Annotated in this window: 14 protein-coding genes; 6 read left to right on the plus strand and 8 right to left on the minus strand. The window is 67.5% G+C overall.

The features are described 5' to 3' along the window. The first annotated feature begins 177 nt into the window (after nucleotides 1-177). Complete coding sequence (locus ACQPW1_RS02520; RefSeq protein ID WP_433661168.1) at nucleotides 178-3,750, plus strand: protein kinase domain-containing protein; 3,573 nt, start codon at nucleotides 178-180, stop codon at nucleotides 3,748-3,750. Nucleotides 3,751-3,758: 8 nt separating this feature from the next. On the opposite strand, the gene ACQPW1_RS02525 is transcribed toward ACQPW1_RS02520, so the two are convergent. Both ACQPW1_RS02525 and ACQPW1_RS02530 read right to left on the minus strand, forming a co-directional pair. Next, nucleotides 3,759-5,075 (minus strand): class I SAM-dependent methyltransferase, encoded by a 1,317-nt coding sequence (locus ACQPW1_RS02525; protein WP_433661169.1) that lies wholly within the window; start codon nucleotides 5,073-5,075, stop codon nucleotides 3,759-3,761. Beyond that, nucleotides 5,072-6,511 carry an FAD-binding oxidoreductase gene (locus ACQPW1_RS02530; RefSeq protein WP_433665112.1) on the minus strand — a complete coding sequence of 480 codons (1,440 nt, stop codon included), beginning with the start codon at nucleotides 6,509-6,511 and terminating at the stop codon, nucleotides 5,072-5,074. The genes ACQPW1_RS02525 and ACQPW1_RS02530 overlap by 4 nt, the downstream gene beginning before the upstream one ends. A gap of 207 nt (nucleotides 6,512-6,718) precedes the next feature. Between ACQPW1_RS02530 and ACQPW1_RS02535 the strand changes: the two genes are divergently transcribed. Further along, nucleotides 6,719-7,153 carry an SRPBCC family protein gene (locus tag ACQPW1_RS02535; RefSeq protein ID WP_433661170.1) on the plus strand — a complete coding sequence of 145 codons (435 nt, stop codon included), beginning with the start codon at nucleotides 6,719-6,721 and terminating at the stop codon, nucleotides 7,151-7,153. A gap of 66 nt (nucleotides 7,154-7,219) precedes the next feature. Here ACQPW1_RS02535 and ACQPW1_RS02540 read toward each other — a convergent pair whose 3' ends face one another. From ACQPW1_RS02540 to ACQPW1_RS02555, 4 genes are all read right to left on the minus strand, one after another. Further along, complete coding sequence (locus ACQPW1_RS02540) at nucleotides 7,220-7,570, minus strand: VOC family protein (protein ID WP_433661171.1); 351 nt, start codon at nucleotides 7,568-7,570, stop codon at nucleotides 7,220-7,222. A 15-nt stretch (nucleotides 7,571-7,585) separates the two neighbouring features. Further along, nucleotides 7,586-8,401 carry a MerR family transcriptional regulator gene (locus tag ACQPW1_RS02545; protein ID WP_433661172.1) on the minus strand — a complete coding sequence of 272 codons (816 nt, stop codon included), beginning with the start codon at nucleotides 8,399-8,401 and terminating at the stop codon, nucleotides 7,586-7,588. A gap of 71 nt (nucleotides 8,402-8,472) precedes the next feature. Further along, on the minus strand, nucleotides 8,473-8,883 hold the full coding sequence (locus tag ACQPW1_RS02550) for a hypothetical protein (protein ID WP_433661173.1): 411 nt from the start codon (nucleotides 8,881-8,883) through the stop codon (nucleotides 8,473-8,475). A gap of 149 nt (nucleotides 8,884-9,032) precedes the next feature. Then, a complete protein-coding gene (locus tag ACQPW1_RS02555; protein WP_433661174.1) occupies nucleotides 9,033-9,614 on the minus strand; it encodes a hypothetical protein in 582 nt (193 codons plus the stop codon). A gap of 238 nt (nucleotides 9,615-9,852) precedes the next feature. Here ACQPW1_RS02555 and ACQPW1_RS02560 point away from each other — a divergent pair, with 238 nt between their 5' ends. The 3 genes from ACQPW1_RS02560 to ACQPW1_RS02570 all read left to right on the plus strand — a co-directional run bounded on the left by ACQPW1_RS02560 (nucleotide 9,853) and on the right by ACQPW1_RS02570 (nucleotide 11,511). Further along, on the plus strand, nucleotides 9,853-10,194 hold the full coding sequence (locus ACQPW1_RS02560; RefSeq protein ID WP_433661175.1) for a YbaB/EbfC family nucleoid-associated protein: 342 nt from the start codon (nucleotides 9,853-9,855) through the stop codon (nucleotides 10,192-10,194). Nucleotides 10,195-10,214: 20 nt separating this feature from the next. After that, nucleotides 10,215-10,823 carry a recombination mediator RecR gene (gene recR, locus ACQPW1_RS02565; RefSeq protein ID WP_433661176.1) on the plus strand — a complete coding sequence of 203 codons (609 nt, stop codon included), beginning with the start codon at nucleotides 10,215-10,217 and terminating at the stop codon, nucleotides 10,821-10,823. Nucleotides 10,824-10,893: 70 nt separating this feature from the next. Beyond that, on the plus strand, nucleotides 10,894-11,511 hold the full coding sequence (locus ACQPW1_RS02570; RefSeq protein ID WP_433661177.1) for a LysE family translocator: 618 nt from the start codon (nucleotides 10,894-10,896) through the stop codon (nucleotides 11,509-11,511). A 1-nt stretch (nucleotide 11,512) separates the two neighbouring features. On the opposite strand, the gene ACQPW1_RS02575 is transcribed toward ACQPW1_RS02570, so the two are convergent. Further along, nucleotides 11,513-12,157, minus strand: coding sequence for a hypothetical protein (locus ACQPW1_RS02575; protein WP_433661178.1), 645 nt, complete (start codon nucleotides 12,155-12,157; stop codon nucleotides 11,513-11,515). Between the two features lie 25 nt (nucleotides 12,158-12,182). Continuing rightward, nucleotides 12,183-12,389, minus strand: a complete 207-nt coding sequence (locus tag ACQPW1_RS02580; RefSeq protein ID WP_433661179.1) for a hypothetical protein — start codon at nucleotides 12,387-12,389, stop codon at nucleotides 12,183-12,185. Nucleotides 12,390-12,563: 174 nt separating this feature from the next. Here ACQPW1_RS02580 and ACQPW1_RS02585 point away from each other — a divergent pair, with 174 nt between their 5' ends. Further along, a complete protein-coding gene (locus ACQPW1_RS02585; protein ID WP_433661180.1) occupies nucleotides 12,564-16,169 on the plus strand; it encodes a DUF2126 domain-containing protein in 3,606 nt (1,201 codons plus the stop codon). Nucleotides 16,170-16,181 lie beyond the last annotated feature (12 nt).

Raw genomic sequence — 16,181 nt, forward strand, 5'->3', positions numbered from 1 at the left:
GGTCGAGGTGGAAAACATCCTGTTCCGAAACTTCTCCCACCGGATGCCGCGCCCGCGCTACGTTGGAGTATGCGCAGACATATCGGACATCGCGCGGGGTTTCCGGGTGATGTCCGTGCGTCGGCGTGCTTGTTGTTCGACGGTGACGCCGATTCGATGTGAGTTCGAGGTGGTCACGTGAAACCACGGACGCGTACGGGCGAAGTCGGCCCCGACTCGACCCCGGCCGACTCGGATACCCAGCGCCACCCGCTCATCGGGATTACCGACGAGCTGGAGGCGATGGGCCTGTCGGAGGCGAAGGAGATCGGCCGGGGCGGCTTCGGCGTGGTCTATCGCTGTATTCAGCGGGCACTGGAACGGGTCGTCGCGGTGAAGGTGCTCTCCTCGGAAATCGAGGCAGAGAGCCGCGAACGCTTCCTGCGCGAGGAACAAGCCATGGGCAGGCTGTCCGGCCACCCGAATATCGTCGACATCCTGCAGGTCGACGTCACGCTGAGCGGTCTGCCGTTCATCGTGATGCCGTACTGCACCCGCGGTTCGCTGGAGCAGGTCATCCGCGATCAGGGCCCGCTCACCTGGGCCGATTCATTGCGGGCCGGGGTGAAACTGGCCGGCGCGATCGAGAGCGCGCACCGCGCCCAGATCCTGCACCGCGACGTGAAACCGGCGAACGTACTGCTCAGCGGCTACGGCGAGCCGCAGCTGACCGACTTCGGCATCGCCAGAATCCCCGGCGGCTTCCAGACCTCCAGCAGCCTGATCACCGGCTCGCCCGCCTTCACCGCGCCCGAAGTGCTCAAGGGCGACGACCCGACCATCCGCTCCGACGTCTACGGCCTCGGCGCGACGCTGTTCGCGCTGCTCACCGGGCATGCCGCGTTCGAGCGGCAGGCGGGGGAGAAGGTGGTCGCGCAGTTCCTGCGGATCACCACCCAGCCGGTGCCGGATCTGCGCGAGCACGACATCCCGCCGGACGTGGCCGAGGTGATCCAGCACGCCATGTCCATCGACCCCGGCGAACGCCCGCCCTCGGCCTACGACTTCGGGCAACTGCTGCGCGCGGTGCAGCGCGAGCACGACCAGATGCCCGACGAGATGGCGCTGCTGGAAACCATCGCCGCGCCCGAGCCGATGGTCCATCCGATCGAGTCCTCGGCCTCGACCAAGTCCAGGCCCGCGGTGACGGCCCGGCGCAGCTGGCCGCTGACGCTGCGCCCCTCGGTCTCCCCGCACACCGGCGCCGGGTCGGCCACCACCTTGCCGCCGACCGCGACCACCAAATTTCGGCCGCCGACTCCGGCCCGCGAGCCGGTACCGCGTCCGCGGCTGCTGGACATCCTCCGGGCGGGCGGTCGGCGCAGGCTCGCCGCCATCCACGCGCCCGCCGGTTTCGGCAAGAGCACCATCGCCGCCCAGTGGCGGACCGATCTGACCGAGCGCGGCATCCCGGTCGCCTGGATCGGCGTCGATCAGGACGACGACAACGCGATCTGGTTCCTCGCCCACCTCATCCAGGCGATCCGCCGGGTCCGCCCGGACGTGGGCGCCGGCCTGGATCAGGTGCTCGAGGAACGCCCCGCCGACGCGGCCGCCTTCGTGATCTCGACGCTCATCGACGAGATCCATGCCGGCGGCAGCACGGTCGTCGTGGTGGTCGACGACTGGCATCGGGTCACCGACCCGGGTGCACACCGGGCGATGGAAGCGTTGCTGGACAACGGATGTCACCATCTGCGCTTCGTGGTGACCAGCCGGGAACAGTCCGGCCTGCCGACCAGCCGGATGCGGGTGCACGACGAGCTGGTCGAGATCGGCTCGGCCGCGCTGCGCCTGACCATCGAGGAGACCACGGAGATCCTGGTGCAGCACCACGGGTTTCCGCTCTCCGGCACCCAGGTCGAACAGATCCACGCGGCCACCGACGGCTGGCCCGCCGCCATTCAGTTGGTCAGCCTGTCGCTGCGCGGCAAGGCCGACCCGGCGCAGCTGATCGCCAATCTGTCCGAGGGCAACCACGGCATCCGCGAGTACCTTGCCGAAAACGTCTTGGACACACTGGAACCCAGGATGCTCGACTTCCTGATGGCGATCTCGGTGACCGAGCGGGTGTGCGGCTCGCTGGCCGCGGCGCTGTCCGAGGACGCGGACGCCGAACAACTCCTGGAACAGGCCGAGCAGCGCGAGCTGTTCCTGCGCCGGATCGTGCACGACCCGGAGTGGTTCCGGGTGCAGCCGCTGTTCGCCGAGCATCTGCGGGCCAGGCTGGAGCGCGCGCAGCCGGGGCGGTCGAAGTCGTTGCACCGCAAGGCTTCCCGCTGGTACGCCGAACATCAGCTGCTGCGCAAGTCGGTCGATCACGCGCTGGCCGCCACCGATTTCAAGATGGCCCTCGACCTGCTCGAGACCGGCGGCATGGACCTGATCGACAAGTCCCGGCTGGCCACGCTGCTCGGCACGGTCTCGAAACTGCCGATGCAGCAGGTGGCTTCGCGATCCAAGCTGTTGATGGCGGTGGCCAGGGCCAACGTGAACCTGCAGCAGTCCGGCGCGGCCCGCACCGCGCTCGGCAGGCTGTCCAACATTCTCGCGCGCGGCTCGGCCACCGACGAGGACGTGGACCGGCAGCGTTGCCAGGCCGCCGTGCTCGGCGCCGCCGATCAGATCGCCCGTGATCACACCGAGGGCGTGCTGGATCGGGTGGCGGAGTGCCTGAAGACGCCGGACGGCCTGCCCGCCTGGACGGTGTCCACCGCGGCGAACCTGACCTCGTTCGTGCGGCTGTGCGAGTTCGACTTCGACGGCGCCCGGGAAATGCAGGACTGGGCGGCGGAATACCACGCGCGGTCCAAGGATCCGCTCGGCGCGGTCTTCGGGCTGTGCGGGCGCGGCGCCGCCGCCTACGAGCAGCTCGACATCTCCACGGCGACACAGTGTTTCCAGGACGCGTGGGAGGTCGCCAACCAGCGGTCCGGCCCGCGCTCGCACGCGGTGCGGGTGGCGGCCGCGATGCTCGGCGAATTGAACTACCGCTGTGGCGATCTCGATCTCGCCGAACAGCTGCTCGACGAGAGCCATCAGCTGGTCGCCCGGGTCGGCCCGGTGGACTTCCTGATCTCGACGTTCGTCATCGGCGCCCGGGTCAAGGCGGTGCGCGGCGACTTGTACACCGCCGCAACCCGACTTGACGAGGGCGCGCGGATCGCCCACGACAACCGGCTGTTCCGGCTCGCCGCGCACATCCGCGCCGAACGGCTGCGCCTCGGCTTACTGGACCCCGCGGACGAGCAGCCCTTCGAATCCGAATCACCCTCGGCGCCAATGCATTCCGGTCGTAGAATGTCCGGCACCGCCGTGCTGACCGCGGAGGCCGAAGAGATCGCCGCGATCCGCACCCTGCTGGCCCAGGGCAGGCTCGGCTCGGACGACCGCGCGGTCCGCCGATCCCGCGCCCTGCACGGCCGCATGCTCGACAAGGGCCGCCCCCGAGCACAATTGGACGCCGCCCTGCTGCTCGCCGAATGCCTTGCCGCATCCGGCTGGGTCGGCGAGGCCACCGGCCTGCTGCTGCCCGCCGCCGCCACCTGCGCCGGATTGGGCTGGACCAGGCCGTTACTCGACGCAGGCCCCGGCGTGGTCTCGATCCTGCGCGTGTTGCACGCCGAAATGCCTTCCGCCGCAGCCCATACCGGAGACATAGAACTGCCCGCCCACTTCCTGGCAGAACTCCTGGAAGCGGACGGGCAGTAACGCGAAAACTACGGCTGCCACCAGGGCCGCAGTGGCACGGTCCAGTCGCCGTCTGCGGGCAGCTTCACGCCGAGTACCTGGTGCAGCTGAACCACGTTGCGCTGGAAGCCGAGTCGGCAACCGGCCATGTACAGGCCCCACACCTTCGCGGTGCCCTCGCCGACCTCGGCGACGCACGCGTCCCAGTTCGCCACCAGGTTCTTGCACCATTCGTGCAGGGTCAGCGCGTAGTGCTCGCGCAGGTTCTCCTCGTGCAGCACTTCCAGCCCGGTGTTCTGGATCTCGGAGATGATCCGGCCGGAGCCGATCAGCTCGCCGTCCGGGAACACGTAGCGGTCGATGAAGTCACCGGCCTTGGTGGTCCTGGTGTTGTCCGGGCGGGTGATGCTGTGGTTCAAGAACAGGCCGCCGTCGCGCAGCTTGGTCTTCATGAAATCGAAGTAGTACGGGTAGTTGTGCACCCCGATGTGCTCGGTCAGCCCGATCGAGGACACGGCGTCGAACTGGCCCTCGGGGATGTCCCGATAATCGGAGTGGCGCACCTCGGCGAGCTCGGAAAGCCCCTGCTCGGCGATCTTCTGCTGCGCCCACTCGGCCTGCTCGGCCGACAGCGTCGCGCCGATCACCTTGACGCCGCGCTTGGCCGCGTAGCGGACCATGCCGCCCCAGCCGCAACCGATGTCGAGCAGCCGGTCGCCTTCCTTCAGCCGCAGCTTCTCGAAGACGAGGCGGTACTTGTTCTCCTGCGCCTGTTCCAGCGTCCAGTCCTCGTCGCCGTAACACGCACAGGTGTAGGTCATCGACGGGCCGAGCACGTACTCGTAGAACTTGTTCGAGACGTCGTAGTGGTGATGGATCGCCTCGGCGTCGCGAGTCTTGGAGTGCCGCAGGCCTTCCAGCGCGATCCGGCGCCAGCGCGGCAGCGTCTCCTGCGGCGGCGGCGCGATCGGCTTGAGCCGCTCCCAGCCCAGCGAGCGGGCGATGGTGACCAGCGCGAGCGCGGACGGACGGTGGAACTTGAGCCCGTCCATCGCCTTCAGGATGTCGTAGGGATCGCCGGGATGCACCCCGTCGGCGGTCATGTCGCCGGCGATGTAGGCGCGGGCCATGCCGAGATCGCCGGGCGCGGTCGCCAGGTAGTTGATGCCGCGTGGCGTCTTGATGTCCAGCGCGTACTTCGAGTCCTCGGGACCGGTCGCGCTGCCGTCGTACGCGGTCAGCCGGATCGGTACCTCGCCGTCGATCAGCGTCTCGAAGATCTCGGCGATGCTGAGTTTGGCTCCGAGGTCACCTAAAACGTCCGAACGGTCCTTGAATGTCGTCATTTGCGTTGCACCGCCTTCGAATACAAATCCAGCAGCCGCTGGTCTGGGTCGTAGCGTTTCTTCAATTCGGTGTAGGTATTGCCGCCGTACAGCGCCGCGAACTCATCTTTGTCGTAGTAGGAATCGGAGTACAGCGACTTATGTCCGTCGAAGTCGGTCACGGTGCGCTCGATCGCACGGTTGGCCGCTCCTTCCTGCTGTCCGGGCACGGTGGGGACGGCGGACCAGAACCCGACGTTGACGTACGTCCGGTTCGGCTCGAGGGGGTAGAGCGGCCAGGTGCGCTCGGTCGTCGCGGGCGCGTCGGTCTCGCGCAGCCGCAGCGGGCACAGCCAGATCGGCTCGATCGGAATGTCGCGCAGGAACCACTCGACGAAGTCCGCGGTGCGCTGCATCGGTACCTCGATGTCCTGCACCACCTTCTCCTGCGGCGGCTTGCCCTTCCGGGCCTCCAGCTTGTCGGCGATGTGGTACTTGTGATCGAGCGCGATCAGCTTCCAGTAGAAGCTGCTGCGCCGGTAGCGCTTCGGCCAGAACCGGCGGATCTTCGGGTTCTGCGTGCCGAACGCGCGCGAGCACCAGAACCAGTCGGTGTCCCAGCGCCACAGGTAGTCGTGGATGGTCAGCCGGTCGCGCTTGGGTACGACGTCGTCGTGCTGGATGGACCGGTAGAAGATGTCCATGTCGGTGTAGTCGCTGACCGGGCCGGGCTCGTCGGTCTGGCGGCCGAGGGTCAGGTAGCTCTCGTCGGCGGTGAACACCACGCCGTCGAGGTAGTCCACTTGTTCGCCGTCATAGGTCTTCTCGTCGACGATGGTGGCGAGCGTGCGCTCCAGCTCGCGCAGGTCGTGGAAGCGCAGGTGGCGCATGGCCACGTACGGCTGCACGGTCTCCAGCTGGATCTTCAGCCGGACCGAATAGCCGAGGGTGCCGTAGGAGTTGGGGAAGCCGCGGAACAGGTCGGCGTGCTCGTTGTCCGGGGTGGCGGTGATGATCTCGCCCGACCCGGTCAGGATGTCCATCTCCAGTACCGACTCGTGCGGCAGGCCGCTGCGGAACGAGGTCGACTCGATGCCGAGGCCGGTCACCGCGCCGCCCAGCGTGATCGTCTTGAGCTGCGGTACCACCAGCGGCGCGAGGCCGTAGGGCAGGGTCGCGGCGACCAGGTTCTCGTAGGTGGTCATGCCGGCCACGTCGGCGGTTTTCGCCACCGGGTCCACCGCGATCACCTGGGCCAGTCCGGATACGTCGAGACCGGGCGCGGGGTTTTTCGCCCTGGCCCGGAACAAGTTCGAGGTCTTCTTCGCCAGCCGCACATTCGCGTCCCCGGGAATCGCGCGATAACTCGCCAGGAGTCGGTCCACTCCAGCCCGATGCGCGGCAAACCCGGATTCATGTGCGGCCGGAGCGTGTCCGGCCTTCCCCAACAGACTCACTGCCACCCCTCGACGCTAGTACGCACCTCAGTGTGAGACCACCGCGAGGGCAGGGTCTCGGGAGAAATGTCACGCATATGTTGCGAACCGGAATACCGACCGGCTCGGAGAAGTTCGCCACAGCTCTCGACCGGCATGCGGTGTGGTGGCCGCTACAGGGCAGGATGGAGACCGGTCGACATACCGTACCCGGACAAGGAGCTCATTGTGGGACAGGTCAGCGCCAGTAGTTCGATCGCCGTTACGGCGGACCCGCAGCGCACCCTCGAGGCCATCGCGGACTACGAGACGGTGCGGCCGCGAATTCTGTCGTCGCACTACCACGACTACAAGGTCGTCGAGGGCGGCAAGGGCGCGGGCACCGTGGCCGAGTGGACGCTGCAGGCCACCGAGAAGCGCTCGCGCAACGTGCACGCGGTCGTGACGGTGGCGGATTCCATTGTCACCGAGCGCGATTCGAACTCCACCATGGTCAACACCTGGACCGTGACGCCGGACGGCGCGGGCTCGCAGGTCACCCTGCGCACCACCTGGCAGGGCGCGGGCGGCGTGGCGGGCATCTTCGAGGGGATCTTCGCGCCGCTCGGCCTGAAGAAGATCCAGGCCGAGGTGCTGGGCAACCTGCAGCGCGAACTCGCCTGACGCACAAGCCATAACGTAAAGCGCAGCCCGACCCCTCGTGTCGGGCTGCGCTTTCGGGTCTGGGGCCTATTCCGCGCCGATGTCGAAGAGGTTGCCTTCCGGGTCGGCCAGCGTTGTCCATTGCGCGCCGTACTCGTCGAAGTCGCCGATCCGCTTGGCGCCCAGGCTGACCGCGCGCTCGACGTGCTGATGCCAGTCCGCGGCATGGAAGTCGAGATGGATGACGTTCTTGCCCGGGGTCTTGTCGGGCACCTGGATGAACATCAGCAGCGGCGCCGCGCCTGCCGCCTTCCCGACGGTGGCGAAGTGCACGGAGGCGTCCGGGTCGACCGGCTGATCGAGCAGCTCGGCCCAGAATCCGGCGAGGGCGGCGGCATCATTGCAGTCGACAGTGATGTGTGCGAGTGACAGTGTCATGGGTTTCTCCACTTCTCAGAGCAGGCCGATGGGCCAGCAGACTTCGGTTCGGTAACTGTTCGGGTCGTCGGTGTCGTCGGGGCTGAGCAGGTAGCGCTCCCGGACGGGCTCGGCCAGCGCGGTGTCGTGTTCGGCGACGTAGCTGCCCAGCGCGCCGTAGGTGCGGTCGAAGTCCTCGAAATCCCCTTCGTGCAGCGCGATGGCGAAGCGGCGCGCCGGTAGCTCGATGACCGACACTCGGTCCGCCGGTTCGATCCGGGCGGTGGCCGGGATCGGGACGTAGGCGACCACCTCGCCGAGGTCGTTTGCGAAGAAGTCCATCGAGTAGGTGGCGCCGTCCACGCCGTCGGGCTCGATGCCCGCGGCGAGCACCGTCTGGTGCAGCAGCGGGTATGCCGCCTGGCACCACTTGTCGATGTCGTCCCGGCTGACCACCTCGGTGAGCGCCAGCGCGGAAAAGGCGGGGATCGAGCGATATTCGACGGCGATCGGCGCGGACGGGGTGAGCAGTGACCGCAACGACGCCACCACCGAACGCGTCCTGGCCAGCTCGGCCTCCATCCGCTCCAGATGCGCGCGCAGCGCGACGTTGCGGACGTCGTCGTCGGGGGCGGCCAGCACCGCCTTGATCTCGGGCAACGGCATGTCGAGCTGGCGCAGCCGCCGGATCAGATGGGCCTGTGCCACTTGGTCGGTCGAGTAGCGCCGATAGCCGGACCCCGTATCGATCTCGACTGGCTCGAGCAGTTCGATGTCGTGGTAGTACCGGAGCGTTTTCACGGTCAGGTACGTCAGCCTGGCGAACTCCCCGATGGAGACGGTCGCTGTCATGCCTTCAGCGAACACCCTCCAGTAGCTGGAGTGTCAACTTTCGGCTGCCGAGGTTTGCCGTGTGCCGGAGTTCATTCGAACTTCGCGCCCTTGAGCCATGGGGCACCGGCCGTCTCATAGCCGGTGAGTTTCTTGGTCCAGAGGCTCTCGAGTTCCTTCGATCCCCCCTCTGGATCGCTGTAGTCGGGGTAGAAAGTGACTCCCGCTTTGTCGACGAGGCGGGTGACGGCTGTGTAGTACTTGCGCATCAATGCCTTGTCGTTGCAAAGCTTGTGGCGGATCTCGTTGGTGATGTCTGGGCCGCCGAGGACTTCGGTGCGAGCCGCGGTGAGCGGGTCCGCTTCGTTCTCGAAGGTTCCGAAAACTACCGGGAGCGTCCGGTACAAATCCTCGAACTCCTGCTGCTTTTTGGTATCGAAGTTATCGGCGGTGCACAGGACATCCCTGATCGCGTTGCGGTTGGCGGGGCGTGGCACGAACATCGAAGGACGGGGCAGCTCCGGCCGGAACCGCCAGGCCGACGGCGTTCAGGGCCGCGACAGCACAGGCCGCAAGGACGAGGGTGGGACGCAGGTGAGCCACGAGCTGTATTCGTTGACGAGCGTCCGGTGGACGGGGGCCTGACGGACAATCAGCCCAGGACGAACGTGAGCAGGATGGTGTTCTGGAAGGCGCCGCGCCACCACGAGTAGCCGAACCAGACGCCGGGGGTGATCTCCCGGATCTCGTCGTAGACCTGCGGGGTGGGGGACGGGGCGTAGTCGAGTGCCCAGGTCGGCCTGCCGTCGAGCATCGCAGGCGCGGTGTACACGTACGCGGGGAAGGCTTCGTAGCCCGCGCCGGTCACCCGGTTGGTCAGCAGGCCGCCGTCGGGGCCGGTGTAGAAGGTCTTGCCGATCCAGAAGGCGGGCGCGATGCCTTGAATCGTCGGTGGCCTGGTCACCCAGCCGTTCTTCACGCCCATCGGCACGTCGCCGCGGTCCGCGTCCCGGAAGACTGCGTCCTGTTGTTCGGGCGAACAGCGGAAGCGCAGCGAGTCGATGGTGGCCCCGCGATTGTCCGGATAGAGGACACAGCCACCGCCGTAATCGGCGGCCGCCTCGGTGATACCGGGGTCGGCGGTCGCCGTCGGTGCGGCAATGCCGAGGAAAATGCCGGGAACCCCCAGGGAAAGCACCGCGGTGCTCAGGAAACGCGCCCTCATCTTGCTCATATCGGTACTCCAGAACTCCCGACCTACTTCCCGATGGTAGGTCGATCTTGTTGTTCTGAACCCGGACGTACTCAACCTGTTACCGGCCATGCATCGAGGACATAACGAACGGTCGGGAGCTATATCGCCGAATGGGTTTCGCGTGCGCACGCCCGGCGACCGGTCGAGGCGGCGCGGCGGCGCGCGCGCGTCAGGGACTACGCTGATCAATGACACTTTCCCCAGAGAGGAATATGCCGTGCAGCCCGGTGGTCAGTTCGACATGCAGCAGTTACTCGCCCAAGCGCAGCAGATGCAACAGGCGGTGATGGAAGCCCAGGCCGAGATCTCCGCGGCCGAGGTGGACGGCCAGGCCGGTGGCGGGCTGGTCAAGGTCACCATCAAGGCGTCCGGCGAGGTCGTTGCGCTGACCATCGACCCGCGGGCGGTCGATCCGGAGGACGTGGAGACGTTGCAGGACTTGGTGATCGGCGCGGTCAACGATGCGATGGCCAACGCGCAGCAGCTGGCGGCCGAGCGGCTCGGTCCGCTCTCGGGTGGGCTCGGCGGCGGTTCGCTGCCCGGGCTGCCGGGCTTCTGATAGCCACGGGGACATAGCCGTTGTACGAGGGTCCGGTTCAGGATCTGATCGATGAGCTGGGCAAGCTGCCCGGCGTCGGTCCGAAGAGCGCACAGCGCATCGCTTTTCACCTCCTCCAGGTGGAGCCGCCGGAAATCGACCGGCTGCAGGCCGCCCTGCAGAAGGTGCGCGATGGCGTGCAGTTCTGCGTGGTCTGCGGCACCGTCTCCGATGGCGAGAAGTGCCGCATCTGCTCGGACGCGCGCCGCGACCGCACCATGATCTGCGTGGTCGAGGAGCCCAAGGACGTGCAGGCGATCGAGCGCACCCGCGAGTTCCGTGGTCGATACCACGTGCTCGGCGGCGCGCTCGACCCGCTGAGCGGCATCGGACCGGACCAGCTGCGGATCCGGGAGTTGTTGGCGCGCATCGGTAATCAAGAGGAAGGCATCGATGTCACCGAGGTGATCATCGCGACCGACCCGAACACCGAGGGCGAGGCGACGGCCACCTACCTGGTGCGAATGCTGCGCGACTTCCCGGGTTTGAGCGTGACCAGGCTGGCGTCGGGTCTGCCGATGGGCGGCGATCTGGAATTCGCGGACGAACTGACGCTGGGCCGCGCGCTGTCCGGTCGGCGCGCGCTCTAACTTCGTCGCAGGTCCAGCCCCGAATCTACGGGGGGTTGCGGCGCACCGTGCACGGGTTACTGTGTCGGGGATGAGCATCGAATTCCTGCTGACCACGCTCGTCATCTGCGTCACGCCGGGCACCGGCGCGCTGTTCACCCTGGCGGCGGGGCTCTCCAGGGGCACGAAGGCCAGCGTGATCGCGGCATTCGGCTGCACCATCGGTACCGTGCCGCACTTGGTCGCGGCGATGACCGGCTTGGCCGCGCTGCTCAACGCGAGCGCGGTCGCGTTCCAGACCTTGAAGTACCTCGGTGTCGCGTACCTGATCTACATGGCGTGGAGCACCTTCCGGGACAAGGGCGCGCTCACCGTGCCGGAGGAGCAGGATCAGGGCACGCAGTCGATCCGCAAGGTGGTCACCTCGGCGGTGCTTATCAATCTGCTCAACCCGAAGCTGACCATCTTCGCGTTCGCGTTCCTGCCGCAGTTCGTGCCGAACGGATCACCGAATGCGTTGGCGCGCATGCTCGAACTGAGCGGGGTCTTCATGCTCACCACGTTCGTGGTGTTCGCGATCTACGGGGTGTGCGCTTCGGCGTTGCGCAACCACGTCATCTCCCGGCCCGTCGTGGTGACCTGGATGCGCCGGGTGTTCGGCGCGTCCTTCATCGCGCTGGCCGGGCGGTTGGCCGTGCAGAACCAGTGAGTCAGAGTTCGACGCGCGACCAGGGCAGGGTCTGCATGCGGGTGCGGTCGTCGGTGGCCCAGTCCCAGATGACCGCGGACACCGTCGGCGCGTCCAGCACCGTGGTGCCGAAGTGCTTGTCCGGGGAGCCATCTCGGTATTCGAGGGTGAACGCGCCGGTCTTCTCCCGGTAGGTCTGCATGTAGACCTGCTCGTCGCGTTCCACCACGAGATACGGATTCGGTGGGGCCAGCTCGGAAACCCACTGATCGGCAAGGGTTTTGGTCAGGTAGGGGAACTCGCCCGCGCCGCCGTGGGTGACCGTGGCGGGCACGTGCCCGGCCGGGTCGATCAGCCAGGCCAGCTGGGGATCGTAGACCGCGTAGTCCAGCGGCGTCGCGATCGCGAACAGCAGCTGCCGGACGAAGCCGATCGCGTCGTACGGGGCGGGCACCTGGAGCGCCGCGCCGGTCGGCACGCCGCCGACCGGGTGCACGCTGAGGAAGCTGTCGGACTCCGGGACCTCCGCGTTGGCCTTGTTCAGCTCGGCCGCGATCTGCGCGACCATGCCCGCCTGGGGAAGTCCCTGCTGAGTGCTGAGGTAAGCGTCGACCTCGGAGATCGATGACGCGACACCGGACGGCAGCAAGACGTGGTCATAGCTCACCCGGACAGGGTACGTACGCGGCGATTCAGGCCAGGCGACGGGCCGTAGCGGGCTCGGCACAGGCGCAGCCACCGGCCACGTCGGCGCAGTCGACGACGAAGGTGTGCCTGACGTAGTCGAGGTCCACGCAGTCGCCCTCGGTGCATTCGGTGAGCCTGCCGGGATGGACGATCAGGGTGCCGTGGCAGTGGTCGACGGCGGATTCGCAGGACGAACAATCCGGCGCACGCATGGTGACCTCCAGACGAGATCGGTTCGTTACCTTTGTCTACCACTTCCGCGCCGCACGCTGGGGGAGGTCGGCCACGTGTGTCGGCCGGTGGACGTCGTTTACCCAGTTCGCCGACGGCGCGACCGCTGCGCGATTGTGTCTCACACCGCGTCCACCATGTGGTGAACTTGCTGCATGGGCATCAAGGTGTCGCTCGAGCACCGGACCATTTACACCTTCGACCGGCCGGTGGCGGTACATCCGCACGTGGTGCGGCTGCGCCCGGCGCCGCATTCGCGGACCAAGATCGACGCCTATTCGATGCGGGTGACGCCCGCCGAGCACTTCTGTAACTGGCAGCAGGACGCGTTCGGCAATTTCCTTGCGCGGCTGGTGTTTCCGGCGCCCGCGCGGGAGCTGTCGATCACCATCGGGCTGATCGCCGACCTCGAGGTGGTCAACCCGTTCGACTTCTTCATCGAGGACTACGCCGAGCACTACCCGTTCGGGTACAGCGCGGAACTGCTCGCCGATCTGGAGCCGTATCTGCGGCCGGTGGACGAGTCGGGGCCGGGTTCCGGGCCCGGCCAGCTGGTCAAGGACTGGGTACGCGCACACGATGTGGCGGATCGGCCGCGCACCATCGACTTCCTGGTCGACATCAACCAGGCGCTGCGTCAGGACGTCGGCTACACGATCCGGATGGAAGCCGGTGTGCAGACGCCCGATCACACCCTGCGCGGCGCGCTCGGGTCGTGCCGGGATTCGGCCTGGTTGCTGGTGTCGATCCTGCGTGAACTCGGGCTGGCGGCGCGGTTCGTGTCGGGGTATCTAGTCCAGCTGGCGCAGGATGTGCCGTCGTTGGACGGTCCGTCGGGACCGCCCGCCGACTTCACCGACCTGCACGCCTGGACCGAGGTGTATCTGCCCGGCGCGGGCTGGGTCGGGCTCGACCCCACCTCCGGGCTGTTCGCGGGGGAGGGGCACATCCCGTTGGCGGCGACGCCGCATCCGGTGTCCTCCGCGCCGATCACCGGGGCGACCGGGCCGACCGTGGCCACCATGGAGTTCTCCAATACCGTCCGGCGGTTTCATGAAGACCCTCGGGTTACCTTGCCCTACAACGGATCTCAGTGGGAGCGGATCACCGCGTCGGGTGCGGCGGTCGACGCGCGGATGGCTGCCGAAGACGTGGGATTGACCGTTGGCGGTGAACCGACGTTCGTCTCCATCGACGACCAGACCGGTCCGGAGTGGACCACCGAGGCCGACGGCACGCACAAGCGCGAACGCGCGGTCGACCTCGCCGATCGGTTGCGGCGGATCTACGCGCCGACCGGGTTGGTGCAGTATCGGCAGGGCAAGTGGTATCCGGGAGAGCCGTTGCCGCGCTGGGAGATCGCGGTCGCATGGCGGGCCGATGACGAGCCGGTGTGGACGCGGCAGGATCTGCTGGCCGACCCGTGGACCTCGTTCGGGCATTCGGTGAGCGACCAGTCGTCTGTAAGCGCAGGGGTAGGTCGACCGGCTGCTATCGAAAGACCCAGTACCACAATAACTTCGACCACCCCGGCGGTCGTCGGGGTAACGCAGGCCACGCAATCACCCGAGCCCGCCGGACGGGCCGCTGTGCTGTCCGACGGTGGTCCGCAGCTATCCGAGAACGCCGAAGCGGCTGCCGCGCAGAGCACATACCCACCTGTCGAACCCGACGTCGCACGAGTCTTGATCGCGCACGTGGCCGCGAGCCTAGGATTGCCGGACGGCCAAGTCCGTCCGGCCTTCGAGGATCCGCTGCTGCGATTGGCCGGTAAAGTCCGTGCCCCCGAAGGAGATCCGGTCGACTCGGTCAATGATCTCGACCCGGACAAGGACTCGGCACAGGCCCGCGAGGAACTGCTGACCCGACTGGACGCCGAGGTCACCGAGCCGTCCGCCTACGTGCTGTCGCTGTATCGCCGCGACGACGGTTCCGGCTGGGCGAGCGCGGACTGGCGCATGCGCCGCGGCAGCTCCGCCGACCAACCTGCCGGGCGAATCGTGTTGACCGAGGGCGATTCTCCGGCCGGGCTACGGCTGCCACTCGACTCGATCTCCTGGCACACGCCACGCGAACGCCCCGACCGCGACCCACTGTTCGCCGAGCCGTTGACCGTCGATCGGGCCGACCCACCCGCGGTGGTGGAACGCGCCGACTGGGAACCGACAACCGCGTTGGTCGGCGAGGTGCGCAACGGCCGACTGCACGTATTCCTGCCGCCCATCGCGGAACTCGACGACTTCCTCGACCTGGTGCGCCGGATCGAAGCCGCCGCGGTGGCGGTCGATCGACCGGTGGTGCTGGAGGGCTACGCCCCACCTGTCGACGCCCGGCTCCGAACCCTCTCCGTCACACCCGATCCCGGCGTGATCGAGGTCAACGTGCAGCCGACCGTCTCGTTCGCCGAGCAGGCCGAACTGCTGTCCACCCTGTACGAGCAGGCGCGGCTGGCCCGGTTGAGCACCGAGTCGTTCGATGTCGACGGTACGCACAGCGGCACGGGCGGCGGCAACCACATCACGCTCGGCGGTGCCACGCCGGCGCGCTCACCGATGCTGCGCCGCCCCGACCTGCTGGTGTCCATGCTGACGTACTGGCAGCGGCATCCGTCGCTGTCCTACCTGTTCGCGGGTCGTTTCGTCGGCCCGACCTCGCAGGCGCCGCGGGTGGACGAGGGACGCGAAGAGACCCTCTACGAGCTGGAGATCGCGTTCGCCGAAATCGCGCGGCTGGCCAAGTCGAGTCGGCTTGCGCAGGTAGCGGATTCGGCGAGCCGCTCGGTGGGTTCCGCGCCGTGGCACATCGATCGCGCCCTGCGGCATCTGCTGACCGACCTCACCGGCAACACGCACCGCGCCGAGTTCTGCATCGACAAGCTCTACAGTCCCGAAACCGCCAGGGGCAGGCTCGGATTGGTGGAGATGCGCGGCTTCGAGATGCCGCCGCACTTCCAAATGGCGATGGTGCAGTCGCTGCTGGTGCGCGGCCTGGTCGCTCGATTCTGGTCGGAACCGTTGCGGGCACCGCTGATTCGGCACGGCGCGAATCTGCACGGACGGTATCTGCTGCCGCACTTCGTGCTTGCCGATATCGCCGAGGTCGCCGCCGATCTGCGCGCGCACGGCATCGATTTCGACGCGAGCTGGCTGGATCCGTTCACCGAGTTCCGCTTTCCGCGCATCGGCACGGTCATGCTCGGCGATATCGAGATCGAGTTGCGCGGCGCCATCGAACCGTGGAACACCCTCGGCGAGCAGACAACTACGGCGGGCACCGCGCGGTACGTCGACTCCTCGGTGGAGCGCCTGCAAGTGCGGGTGGTCGGTGCCGATCGCGGACGCTACGTGGTGACCTGCAACGGCATGCCCATCCCGCTGCTGGCCACCGACAAAGCCGACGTCCAGGTGGCGGGCGTGCGCTACCGGGCCTGGCAGCCGCCGAACTCGCTGCATCCGTCGATCACCGTCGACGTGCCGCTCGTCTTCGACCTGATCGATGCCGCTACCGGGCTGTCCCGCGGCGGCTGCACCTACCACGTGGCACACCCGGGCGGCATGGCCTACGACGAACCTCCGGTCAACGCGGTGGCGGCGCAATCGCGGCGCAACCGGCGCTTCGAGGCGGCCGGACACACCACGGCACGGGTCGATCCGGGAGAACTACGTGCGAAAATAGCGGCACAATCCACGGACAGCGGTGTGGCAGGCATCCTCGATCTGCGCCGGGCGCGGACCGTCTGGGGATTGGTCGGCGACCGTTAGGCACGTCTGGCA

This window comes from Nocardia sp. CA-128927, assembly GCF_050955855.1.
In the GTDB taxonomy this organism is placed as follows: domain Bacteria; phylum Actinomycetota; class Actinomycetes; order Mycobacteriales; family Mycobacteriaceae; genus Nocardia.